The following is a 12,178-nucleotide window of genomic DNA, read 5'->3' as shown; positions in this document are numbered from 1 at the left end:
ATCGCGACGAAGCCGACGAACGGTGGTACGTCGTCGACGACGTTTCCTGGGCATGCCGCAGCTCGGCCATAAACACGGCCGCGGCACCCAAGGGCGACGTCAGGTCACGCTACAGAAGCGCACCGACAACGCGGACCCGATTCGCGATTCCCCAGCAACCATGGGCTGTTGCCGGACGAGGATCGCCTCGTCCTCGCAATCCCGCCCCGCACCTACTCCTCCACCTCGCGCAGCCCCCGCTCGTCGTCGTAGGCAACGCGCCCGCGCGCCAACACCCCCCGCCAGGTTCCGTGGGCGGTGCGCCGCATCGGAAGCACCAGCCAGTACCGGGCGATGGCGCTGCGCTGCCACGACCGCGGCAGTTCGGCCAGATCCGCGCCGGCGGCCAGCCACGACCCCGGCGTGGGGATCATGAACGCGGCGATCTCCTTCTGCTGCGCGCGGGTCAACGGACGGGCCGAACCCCAGCCGGGGACCGGGACCTCACCGGCCTCGTCCAGGCTCCAGAGGTCATCACCCTGCTCGTACACGCAGACCAACTGCCCCGAGTCGGCGCCCAGGCGGGTGGTGATCAGGGCCTCGTCGACGAGTCCGGTGCCCGGGCTGAAGCGCTGCTGCAGGTCGCGGCGGGGCTCGTACGGACGTTTGACCGCGACCATGTTCGCCAGTTCGCGCTCGGCGGCCTCACGGGTGGCACGGCGGCGCTCCGCAGCTCTGCGCGTTGCCGCGTCGGACGCCGGTGAGGTGCCGGGCGGTGTCGCCGGGTCCAGGAGGAACGCGTCCGTGTAGACATTGTCGATCACCCGTTGCACGTCCTCGGGAACGGCGATGGCCGGACGTGCGCTCAGTTCGTCCCGAGTGCCCTGCAGCAGCGACGCGTCGTAGATCTTCTCGCCCCACGCCTTGGGCAACGCGAACGTGCCCTCCTCACCCACCGGATCCAGCACCACCATGGTCGGATCCTCGTGCAACCAGGGCGGCCGGAAGTCCGCGTGCAAGTCCTTGCCCTTGCTTGAGCCGTTTTCGTGCCGACGGCATCGGCCGCTGCGCTGGAGCAACTGCGCGGCGGGGGCCAGGTCGCTGATGATGAGGTCGAAGTCCAGGTCGAGGGACTGCTCGACGATCTGGGTCGCGACGACGATGGCGGACGTGGGGCGCGGGCCCGCCTTGCCGAAGGCGGTCTCGACGCGCTCGGTGATCCGTGCCCGATCCTTCATCCGAAAGCGCGAGTGCAGCAACCGCAGTTCGGGCCGCTCGCGATCGGCGGGCAGGGTCGACAACCAGGTCCGCAGGTCCTCATGGGTGGCCTGGGCCTCCGCCACCGTCGTGCAACAGACGAGGACGTTCCCGCCCTGGTCGACGACGGGCGCGAGCAGGCGACGGATCACGGAGGAGAGCCGATGCTCCGGATCGCCCTCGCTCTTCTTGTCCGGCCGCTGCACCGGAACCACCTCGAAGCGGAGGGTGCGTGTCCGTTCGCTGCGCACTGAGTGGGGTTCGGAGACGCTGCCCGTCCCGGCGTCCACATACGTCCACCCGGGATAAACGGGCGACCACTCCTCCGTCTTGGACGGCTTGTGCCCGCAACCGAGGCGATATGCCTCGACCATCGCCCGCGCGGCGGGCCCGGTGAGCGTCGCGGACAACAGGATCACCGGTGTCCGGAACGCGCCCAGCCACTCGACCAGGCGCAGCAGGAGCTCGTTCATCCACGCCCCGTAGGCGTGCGCCTCGTCGATCGCGACGACCTTGTCCGAGGCGCCGAACAGCCGCATCACGTTGTACCTCACCGGCAGTACTCCAGTGAGGAGTTGGTCGATGGTGACCACGGACAGCGGCGCGAGCAATCCCCGTCGCGCGCCGAGCAGCCACTGGGTGGGCTCGTGCGCGGACCCACTCGTCAACGCCACGTCCGGCCCGGCGTCCGGATCGCCGTCGGCGGCGGTTTCGCCCGGATCGGGGGTGCTCAGCCACGCGGTGCTGTGCACCTTGGTCAGCGGGGTCGGGCCGAGCAGTGTTCGGCCGGCGTACTTGGCTACGCGGGCGTGCATCGCGTCGGTGGTCGCCATGGTCGGCAGCGCGAACACCATGCCGCGCGCTCCCGAGGCGCGCGCCAGGATTCGCGACGCATACAGCGCCGCCTCGGTCTTGCCCTCTCCCGGCGGCGCCGTCACCAACAGCAGTCCTGGCCCGGTCACCAGGTTCGGCAGGTCGTCGATCAGCGAGCGCTGCAACGGATTCGGTGTCACGGGACGCCCCGGCTCGAACTCGAACTGCTCCTCGAACGCCATCTCGTGGAACTCGGCCCGCCCCAACCCCGCACGGACCACCAGGGCCGGGGCGTCGGCGACGGCGCGCTCCCAGTGCGCGCTCACCTCGTCGTCGGAGGCTGTCCAGCCGAGGTAGGGAATGCGCTCGCGGATGAAGTCGTCCTGACTGGCCAGCCAGTCCGCGATCATCACCAGAGCGGCGAGAACGACGGTCGGCGCCACGGGCAGCGGTCCCGGCGGTACCGCGTGGGCACCGGTCAGCGTCCGCAGGACTCGGGCGTGCGCGTGGCTCTGGCTCGCCCACGCCCCATCGCCGAGCCCGGCTCGTTCGGAGCGTGGCGCCCGCCGTTCGGCCGCGTTCAACGCATCCCAGAACCTGCCGTGATGCCCACCGAGCAGTTGCGCGATCTGGTGCCCGACGTCCGTACGGGCCCGGGCGGTCTGCGGATAACCGAGCGCGGCCAACACCTCGACAAGGATCCAGTGACTCGCCTGGCTGTGATGGAGGTCGTCCCGCCGTGCGTTGGCCCCGACCCGGTACGCGGGATCCCGGTCGAGGACGTCCGACAGTCGACCCACCTTGCCCTGGAACGGCGGACTGATCTTGCCGATGTCGTGAAGCCCGGCCCAGAAACCCACCAAGCACCGCAGCTCCGCCACCGAAACCCCGACCTCCGCCGCCAGGCGCAGCCGCGTCTCGTCCGTGAACAACGCGTCGAACAACGCCTGCGCGATGGCCGCGGTGTCGACGAGATGACAGACGAGCGGGTAGTACGCGTGCGGGTTCCCAGGAGACGCGAGCCCTTTCTCCTTACCCCAGACGCGGTGATCGAGGGCGCAATTCTCCACGAGCACAAGCCCCACGCTTCCGTATTCGAGAATCCGATGCCCCCACCGCCCCCGCCAACGCCCGAACCGGTCGCGCCGCAGGGGCAACGGTGTCCAGCCCTCCAACCGAGAGCGGCCACCCGGAAACGTCGGCGCGTCGGGATGCCACCGACTCGGCAGGTGGATGGTAGCGACCGTCGGCCGCCCCCACCCCGGCTTCCGATGAACGTGTGGACCTGTGTGGCGGTTCGGGGCCGTTACCCCAGCAGCGCGTGGCTCAACTCCGGGGTACGCAGCAGCTCGAGGACTCCTGGTGCATCGGCGAAGACGATGTCCGCCCCCGGGGCGCCGGCCTGGCGGAGCATCGATTGGCATACGTCGGCGAAGGGTTGCTCCCGGATGGTCGGAATCGCCGATGCCATTGCCGTTCCGTCGCCGCGTCGGAGGCCGTCCTCCCAGCCCCGCAATGACAGGTCGACAACCCGTCGGGCCTGTTGGCGGCCGCGGGTAAGCAAGGGGCGATTGAGACCGCAAACGGCGATCGTAGCGACGCCCTTGGGGGTCAGAGGGTGGTACTCGCCGAGGGCAAGAGTGAGGAGAAGATGGTCGAACGGGTCCTCGGCCGTTGGGTCGATGAGCAACGGGCGACCTGCGGCGTCGGTGGGATACTGACCACGCTTTTGGTGACTGTTGCAGTTCGAGCAGGCCAAGAGGTGATTCAGCCAATCGAAGGTGCGCAACGGATTGCTCGCCATCGGCTGGTGATGGTCGATGTCCGTGCCCTCGTTGTCACCGCAGTACATGCAGTGTTGCCGTCCCGGCGCCATCGACGCGAGCGTCTCGGCAAGCGGGCGTCGCACCTGCGTGCGGACGGTGGTGTTCCTCCACTTCTTCTCCGCCAGCTGCTTCCTCTCGTCGCCCGCAGGTTTGGCGGTGATGGCTGCGGTGAGGTCCTCCATGCGAGTCACGACATCCCGAGGCAGGTCGACGCGCTTGATGTGGATCAAGCGTCGTTCTCCTCGGCTCCCGAAAGACGGACCGCGACATCGTGCGCCCGGGTGGCGGGAGAACTCGTCAGCCTTTCCTTGAGTTCCCGGTAGCGCTCGGCCTGGACGGGATCGGCGTGACCGGTCACGACGGCGACCTCAAGGGCGACGAGTTCGCTACGGAGACGTCGTGCGCGCACGGAGTAGGGCGTATCCAGTCCGAAGAGTTCGGACAGGACGGCGTCGTCGCCACTTCCGAACACCACGCGTTCATACAGGTCGCGGGACACCGTGTGCGGTGGAGCGTCCTGGTCCGGTCCGGGGAGTTGGATCAGTCCGTTCTCGTCCGCGGCTTGGCAAATGTACGGACTGTGCGTGGTGACGATGAATTGCACGTTAGGGAAGTGGCTCTTGAGCCATGTGCCGATGCGTTGTTGCCATGACACGTGCAGGTGCGCGTCGACTTCGTCGATGATCACGATGCCGGGAGCGGTGACCACGACGTCCCCGCCCTGATCTTGAACGGTCAGCGCTCCGTACGCCTTGTGGATCTGCCGGAGAAGGTCGACGACGAGAGCGGCGACCGTTCGGTATCCATCACTCATCTCGCGCAGAGGAAAGGCGGTGCCTCCATTCTCGTCCTCGACCCACAGGCCTTCCGAGTCCACGGTTCGGATGCGGTAGCCGTCCGGGAGGAGTCCGTCGTCGAGCACGGCCATGGCCGCGGCTTTGAGGTCGGCGGCGCCGGTGCGGTTCTCCAAAGCGCGTAGGTGCTGGTCGATCAGCCATCCGACACCCTCAGCGAGGGAAGCGTCCTCGTGGAAGAGGCTGGCCATCCGGGCCACTGGTCCCGGGCTCAGCATCAGGCGCTGCGCCTCCCCCGCTCCGCCGACCAGCCGTCGGAATGGGCCGTATGCGGCACAGAACCATCCGGCCGGATTATCCTGCCACGGCCCCCGGGAGGGAAGCGTCCCTCCCTGCTTCTCCATGACCGGCGTCATGGAGGGCTGTCCACCTCGCGAGTCGGCTTCCGGAGTCTTCCATTCCAGACCGGCCGAGAATTCCGGGTTGGTCGGCGTGCGTCCTGCGGATGTGAACCGGTCGACGTCAGGGTTGTAGCTCAATACGACCTTGGCCGTTGCCGACGGCCGGCCGGACGACACCCAGTTGGTGAAGTCCGGTACCAGGTTCCGCGCAACGGCGGGCCCGCTGATCGCCAGCGCGATCGCCCGCAGCAGCGTGGTCTTGCCGGAGCCGTTGCGTCCCGCGATGACGGTCCACCCCGCGTGGCCGCCGTCGGTGCGCGTCAGGTCCAGCTCGACCGATCGTGCGCCGCTGAATCCACGGATGTTCACGAGTTCGACGCGGGACAGATACATGTGTCGCCTTGCTGCTCCGACGGGCAGGGACCGTCGTGACTTTAGTCGAGAGCGGCCGACGCAGTTGCGCGGACACCGCCTCGCTCACGTCGTCGGGACAGGGATCTACACGCGGACCCGATGGGCCGCCTAGCCCCGTCGCCGCCCCTGATCGCCTCCGGTCGGATGATGGCAATTGTTTGAATAGTCAATGATAATCGCAGTTATAATAGATGTACTCATCATTGCCGATCTTCGGGTGGGATCGTGCGCAAGCCGTCCGACATGTTCGGCCGCGACTTCGAGTGGTCCGAGCTCATGGGGTTCGCCGCCTATGCCGGGCGCGAGGCCACGCTCGGGGTGGTCTCCGGGCGGCGTCGCCGGGGCAAGACGTTCCTCCTGGATGCGTTGTGCCGCGAGACCGGCGGGTTCTACTTCTCCGCCACCGAGGCCACCGAGGCAGAGTCGCTGCGTCACTTCGGGGCGGCTCTCGCGCGACACACCGGCCGGCCTGCCCAGCACCGGTTCGCGCACTGGGAGGAGGCCGTCGAGACGCTGATGACAATCCCCGTACCCGACGGCCGGCCCATGCCCGTGGTGATCGACGAGTTCCCGTTCCTGGCCAAGGCCTCGCCCGAACTGCCCTCGCTCCTGCAACGCGCGCTGGGACCCAACGCCCGCCGCGACGGCGCCCCGATCCGGCTGCTGCTGTGCGGCTCGGCGCTGTCGTTCATGGGTAACCTCCTCACCGGAACCGCCCCACTGCGTGGACGCGCGAGCCTCGAGTTGGTGGTGCCCACCCTCGACTACCGCCTCGCCGCGCGGTTCTGGGACATCGGCGACCCGACCCTCGCCGTACTCGTCAACTCCGTCGTCGGCGGAACCCCCGCCTACGCCCGCGAGTTCACCCTCGGCGACACCCCCGCAAACCTGGACGACTTCGGCCCCTGGGTCCAGCGCAACGTCCTCAACCCCGGACGCCCGCTCTTCCGTGAGGCCCGCTTCCTCCTCGCCGAGGAACCCGACCTGCGCGACACCGCCCTCTACCACGGCGTGCTGTCCGCGATCGCCGACGGCAACCACACCCGCGGCGGCATCGCGAGCTACCTCGCCCGCAAGTCCACCGACCTCGGCCACGCCCTCGCGGTGCTCGAGGACACCGGGATGATCATCCGCGACCCGGACGCCTTCCATGGCAAACGCTCCGCGTACCGCATCGCCGAGCCCATCGTGTCCTTCTACCACGCGGTTATGCGCCCGGAATGGAGCGATCTGGAACGCCCCGGCCACGCCGCGGAGGTCTGGGAACGCTCGCAGGCCACCTTCCTGAGCAAGGTCGTCGGCCCGCACTTCGAACAACTCTGCCGCGCCTGGACCCGCTGGTACGCCTCCCCCGAAACCCTCGGCGGCCGGCGCGTGCGTGTGCAATCCGGCACCATCCCCGACCCCGCCGCCAAGACCCGCCTCGAAGTCGACGTCGCCGTCTTCGGCCGCGACGACCACGGCCGCGAAACCCTCCTCGCCATCGGCGAGGCCAAATGGAAGGCCCGCATGGGCCGAGCCCACCTCGCCCGCCTCGAACGCATCCGCGAACTCCTCGCCCACCGCGACGGCATCGACGCCGACCACACCCGCCTGCTGTGCTTCAGCGGCGACGGCTTCACCAACGACCTCCACACCGCCGCCACCGACAACCCCGACCTCCAACTCGTCGACCTGCAACGCCTCTACAACGGATCCTGACGGTCGGGCCGAACCGTGCTCGCACCGTTTTGGTCCTGCTCCGGAACACGCCTTCACGGAGAGCGCGGCGGTGTCCCGGGTATGGAGCACCACGGTTCGGGAGACCCGGCCCAGCGGAGGTGTCGGGCTCCGGCGCGCTCGCCTGATTGGCGGCGATCAGTCCCGCCCGCCGCCACTGTTGGTGACTTGAGGGGGCGCGTGGCCCTGCTTAGACCCCTGCCGATGTATCGGGTCTCTGATCCTGCCGAATTTCCCGAACGCCTGACCGAGACGTGTGGTCGGCGCTACGTTCGGCGTGCTGCCGGAGTCGGGGGGATGCGGTGGGTGACGAAATGGCGCGGGAGCGCGACGGATTGCCCGAGAATGCGCGGAAAGAGCACTTCAGTCTGGGCTTCGTGCAGGTCATAGCCGCCGCGGCGGGGTGTGGCGTGAAGTTTCACGCGGCAGACTACGACGGCGTGGATATGACCATTGCGTCGTCGTGCGACTACGGTAAGTACGTGGGGCCCGAGTTCGAGTTGCAGGTGAAGTGCACCGATCGTGCCGATCTGTTGCGGGACGAAGCGCTGGCCTGGGACATGGACGCGGGGCCGTATCGGCATCTGGCGAACCCGAGGCGGTTCAACCGGGCGTATCTGGCGGTGTTGCTCGTGCCGAAGGACGCGGAGACGTGGCTCGATCAGAGCGAGGAGCGGATCCTGTCCGCGAGTTGCATGTATTGGGCGGATCCGGCCGAGTGGCCGCCGCTCGCCGAGGGGCAGTCGACGAAGCGAGTCAAATTACCGAGAAGTAATATCTTCAGGCCGGCGACGGTGCTTGAGATGATGAAGGACATCGGCGAGGGAGGCTGGCGATGAGCGCCTCGACCATCGGCCGCTACGGCGAACTCGACCGGGTGCTCTCCCCCGCCGTCGTCTCCGGCCACCTCGCCGCCCACGGATGGACCCTCGAGGCCCGCCAGGCCCACGTCAAAGAACTCTGGCGACTCGAGGACGACACCGGCGGCCTCACCGCCCGGATCCTCCTCCCCCTCGCCACCGACTACGAGGACTTCCGTCGACGCTTCGACGAGGCCCTGTACGGCATCGGACGCGTCTATGGCTGGGACCCGGAAACACTCCTCGAACACGTATCCGCGACCCACGCCGACCTGTTCTACATCCGCCTGGACCAGAGCCTCCGCGACGGAACGATCTCGTTCGAACAGGCCGACGAAACCCTGAGGGGCATCCACAAGATGCTCGGCGCGGCCGCGATGACCGCCGCCGACCCCGAACACACCCGCTCCGGTGGCCGCCGACCCGCCGTCGTACGCGAGTTCCTCACCGACGACGTCCGCCTCGGCCACACCAAACGCGGCAGCTTCATCTTCACCATCGTCACCCGACTCGGGGAACCGGCCCCCGCGGACCCTCCGGCGGACGAGCGCCCGTTCCCCCGACGCGTCATGGAAACACTCGCCCGCGGACTCGAAACCACCCGCGACGCAGCCCTGTCGACCACTCGCGGCGACGCCCCCGGCATGAGCCTGGGCCTCGTCGAATCCCTGGAGGACCTGACCAGGGCTCCCGGACTGCGCGCCCTCGACCTGTCCTTCGAGTGGTCCCCGGTCCTCCCCTCGCCGCCCGCGATCCACCACGTCCTCATGGGCCGCGACGTCATCGGCGAACTGCCCCGCGTCCGCGAGGGCTTGGCCCGCCGCGAGGAACCACCCACCCGACAGACCGTCGTGGGCCCGGTCAAATCCCTCACCCGCGAGAACGCCGGCACGGACACCGAGGAACGCGGAACCGTCGTGCTGCTCGCGGACATCCCGGACAAGGGCATCCGCAACATCCACGTGACGCTCACCGGCGAGAACTACGACTGGGCCATCCGCGCACACCGCGCCAAACTCCCCCTCACCGTCACCGGAGACCTCACCCGCGAACGCCGCACCTGGCGACTCCTGGGCGATGTCACCCTCGACACGACGTTCCTCGCACACGTCCTCGACCGCCCGACGCACGAGGGCTGACACCCGAAGCGGTGGACAGGTGGGCGGGATTCGGCGCCCGGGCGGTCTCCCAGGACATCGACCCGCCCATGGACGACCGACTACGGGCCGCGGCACGACGGATGCTCGTCCGAACGGCGTTGATCCGGCGATCCGGGGTCGCATCGCCGACCGTCGGTCGGCCCGAAGGCCGCCGGCGGCGTCACGGTCGTCCGTACGGTCGGGCACGGAATATCGCAACAATCGGCGACCGTCGGCCGGTGCGCCACTAGGATCTCTCCGCCGAACAGCAAGGGGGAAGCGTGGCCGTTGCCATGGTCGACGCCGTGAGGCTCGCGAAGGCGAACCGACGCAGGTACGACCATCTGGTCGAGCGCCGGGAGGAACTCGCTCGGCGGGCCGCCACGGAGAACACCGCTCAGCGGAACGCGCGGCAGACGCTCTACGACGAGGCCCTCGTACCCTTCCGGGACATCTTTCGGCGGCTCAAGCGCGTCGAACTGGCCGACTTGGCCGCGATCGAGATGCCCACTGCCGGCGACGAGGTCCATGTCGAGTTCCGGCGGCTGCGCGAAGGGGCCGTCACGGCCGCCGTCGGCGCGCTGGCGGGCGGCGCCCTCGCCGGGTCCGGCGCCGGGGTCGGCACCTTCCTCGCCGTGGGAGCCTTCGCCACCGCCTCCACCGGCACCGCGATATCGGGGTTGTCCGGGGCCGCGGCCACCAGCGCCACACTCGCGTGGCTGGGCGGCGGGTCCGTGGCCGCAGGCGGTGGCGGGGTGGCGGCCGGGACGACGGTTCTGTCCCTGATCGTCGCGGCTCCGGCCGTGCTCTCGCTGGCCGCCATCGGCGAATGGCAGGGCCGCAGGGTCAGACGCGGCCAACAGGAGATGGCACGCGAACTGAAGCGAGCCGAGGCCGAGATGAACGAGGCCGAGGACGCGGCCTCCGCCGGGTGCGAGCGCAGCGAGGACATGCGGCGCGTCCTGCGCGACCTTCGATCCCTGATGGTCGGAAGGCTGCCGTCGTTCGCCGCCCTGGTCAAGAAATGCGACGACTTCACCCGCTACGACTCCCGTCAGCGAGCGGAGGTGGCCGCGATGGTCGATCTCGCCGGTCTCGCCGTCATGGTCATGAGTTGCCCGATCACCGACACGGCCGGCCGGACGACCGAGCTCTCCGGGCGCGTCGTCGCCGAAGCCGAGGCACGGCTGCGGGCGGCGAGGGACGCCGAGTCGTGAATTCCGTACCCGATCGTTTCCGGCGCTCCGCAATCCCCCACGGCGCCGACCTTGCCGCCTGGACGGTCGCCGACGCGGCCACCCGGCGATTGGCGGCGGCGACCGTCGAAACGCTGCGGACGCAGGAGACGGTGCGGAAGTTGGCGCAGCGCTACGCCGACATCGGCAACGCCCAACGCGCGGGCCACCTCTTCGAGGTGATGCACGAGTTGTCCTTCAACCGGCGTGCGATCGTGACCGGTTCCACGGTCCGGGCTCGGGTCACCGAGTGGATGACGGGCGGATCACCGACGGCCGCAGCCGACCTCCACCTCGTCGACGGTGGGATCGTCGTGGGCGAAGCCCAGGCCAAACTGCTGAATGGTGTCACGGCCGGCGCCCACCAGATCTCCCGCCCGCACTACGCGGGCATGACGCGGTTGGTGGCGGCCGACCGGGTCACCGCCGTCGACGACCTTCTGGATCGCCGACTGGCCATGAACCCCGACGGTGTGCGGTACGCGGACTACGCGGATGCCCGCGCCCATCTGTCGGACCGCCTCGATCACGGCGGCGTGAGCAGTACACCGGTCAGCCTCGCCGACGTCCATCGCGCCGCGCAGGATCCCACGGGCTGGGCCCGCGGGCAGGCCGTCCGGGCGATCGGCGGCGAGGCTCTGACGGCCGGAGCGACCGGAGCGCTCCTCGGTGGCCTGATGGGTGGGATCACCGACGCCGCGACGCAGGCCGCGCGCGTACGAGCCGGCGAGACATCCGCGGCCTGCGCCGCCTTCACCGCCTCGGCCGCCGCCGCACGGGCCGCGGTGCGGTCCGGGAGTGTGGCCTCGTTGGGCTCCCTCGTCCGAAGTGCCGCGCGGGCCGGCCGTCTCCCGGCCGTCTTCGGCGGCGGCGACCTCGCCTTCGCGACCGCGCGAGCCGCGTACACCGTCGCGGAAGCGGGGTTGGCCCTGGCCCGCGGCCGGATCGACACGGGGGACTTCGCCGCGCTCTCCTGCGAGGCCACGCTGACCACCGCCCTGTCATGGGGATGCGGCGCGGTGGCGCAGACGGTCGTACCGGTGCCCGTGGTCGGGGCGCTGGTCGGCGGGCTCGTCGGTCAGGCCGCCGCCGCGCTGGTCGTTCAAGGACTGCAAGCCGCTCTGGTCGCGGCCCGCGCGAGTGGGGCCGAGGACGACGCCACCGCGCTCCTGGAAGACGAACTTTTCGCCGCGGCCACGATGTCCGGCCTGCTCGGCGGTGCGATCGACCGGCCGGACGATTCGCGGGACACGCACGCCGCCGCCGTCGTCCTGCCCCGACTCTTCGACGTGCGGGAGGAGTTGGCGGGAAGCGATCCGGGCGGCGCGCTGTCGGCGCTCGCCGAGCTGACCGGTGCGGTCGGCGGCCGACCCATCTTCGTGACCCGAACGGAGTTCGACCGGTGGATGGCGGACGAGGACACAGTGCTGGTGCTCGACCCCAACTGGTGAGCGGGGACGCGAGTCGCACGCGACGCCACGTGCCTCGCTCCGGCGAACGCCCTTCCGGGCAACCGATTCATTATCCTCCCGATCCGCTCAACCGCCTTGGAACGGAAGACGATCGGCGGCTGGGCACGCGGATGCACAGAGGGCACGGCATCGCGAGCTCCGGCTCACGCATGCGAATCCGTACGGAGGGTTCGAATTCACATCGGCACTCACCTGAACTCGACCGACCCGCCGACGCCCGCAACCGCCTTCACTCCCGCAGTTGCCTCAGGTATCTCACGTTTGTCCAT

Annotated in this window: 8 protein-coding genes; 5 read left to right on the top strand and 3 right to left on the bottom strand. The window is 69.4% G+C overall.

The window, feature by feature from the left end; genetic code table 11:
- Positions 1-212: 212 nt before the first annotated feature.
- The 3 genes from cas3 to ACMXN5_RS50700 form a co-directional block, all read right to left on the bottom strand.
- Positions 213-3,134, bottom strand: coding sequence for a CRISPR-associated helicase Cas3' (gene cas3, locus ACMXN5_RS50710; protein ID WP_439681766.1), 2,922 nt, complete (start codon positions 3,132-3,134; stop codon positions 213-215).
- A gap of 221 nt (positions 3,135-3,355) precedes the next feature.
- A complete protein-coding gene (locus ACMXN5_RS50705) occupies positions 3,356-4,105 on the bottom strand; it encodes a hypothetical protein (RefSeq protein ID WP_439681765.1) in 750 nt (249 codons plus the stop codon).
- Positions 4,102-5,463 carry an AAA family ATPase gene (locus tag ACMXN5_RS50700; protein WP_439681764.1) on the bottom strand — a complete coding sequence of 454 codons (1,362 nt, stop codon included), beginning with the start codon at positions 5,461-5,463 and terminating at the stop codon, positions 4,102-4,104. The genes ACMXN5_RS50705 and ACMXN5_RS50700 overlap by 4 nt, the downstream gene beginning before the upstream one ends.
- A gap of 246 nt (positions 5,464-5,709) precedes the next feature.
- Here ACMXN5_RS50700 and ACMXN5_RS50695 point away from each other — a divergent pair, with 246 nt between their 5' ends.
- The 5 genes from ACMXN5_RS50695 to ACMXN5_RS50675 all read left to right on the top strand — a co-directional run bounded on the left by ACMXN5_RS50695 (position 5,710) and on the right by ACMXN5_RS50675 (position 11,888).
- On the top strand, positions 5,710-7,185 hold the full coding sequence (locus ACMXN5_RS50695) for an AAA family ATPase (RefSeq protein WP_439681763.1): 1,476 nt from the start codon (positions 5,710-5,712) through the stop codon (positions 7,183-7,185).
- Between the two features lie 320 nt (positions 7,186-7,505).
- Complete coding sequence (locus ACMXN5_RS50690) at positions 7,506-8,042, top strand: DUF4365 domain-containing protein (protein WP_380030828.1); 537 nt, start codon at positions 7,506-7,508, stop codon at positions 8,040-8,042.
- Complete coding sequence (locus ACMXN5_RS50685) at positions 8,039-9,202, top strand: hypothetical protein (protein ID WP_439681762.1); 1,164 nt, start codon at positions 8,039-8,041, stop codon at positions 9,200-9,202. Before ACMXN5_RS50690 ends, ACMXN5_RS50685 begins: the two co-directional genes overlap by 4 nt.
- A gap of 305 nt (positions 9,203-9,507) precedes the next feature.
- A complete protein-coding gene (locus tag ACMXN5_RS50680; RefSeq protein ID WP_439681761.1) occupies positions 9,508-10,419 on the top strand; it encodes a hypothetical protein in 912 nt (303 codons plus the stop codon).
- Positions 10,416-11,888: a hypothetical protein gene (locus tag ACMXN5_RS50675; protein WP_439681760.1), complete on the top strand. Its 1,473-nt coding sequence runs from the start codon at positions 10,416-10,418 to the stop codon at positions 11,886-11,888. The genes ACMXN5_RS50680 and ACMXN5_RS50675 overlap by 4 nt, the downstream gene beginning before the upstream one ends.
- Positions 11,889-12,178: the final 290 nt, after the last annotated feature.

It is taken from the genome of Embleya australiensis (genome assembly GCF_051903075.1).
GTDB lineage: Bacteria > Actinomycetota > Actinomycetes > Streptomycetales > Streptomycetaceae > Embleya.
Note: the sequence above shows the minus strand (reverse complement) of the source record. Positions and strands in the feature narration are given on the sequence as shown.

Excerpts from the sequence above, each read along its gene's own strand:
- ACMXN5_RS50685 (WP_439681762.1), top strand. The coding sequence starts at position 8,039 with ATGAGCGCCTCGACCATCGGCCGCTACGGCGAACTCGACCGGGTGCTC.
- ACMXN5_RS50700 (WP_439681764.1), bottom strand. The coding sequence starts at position 5,463 with ATGTATCTGTCCCGCGTCGAACTCGTGAACATCCGTGGATTCAGCGGC.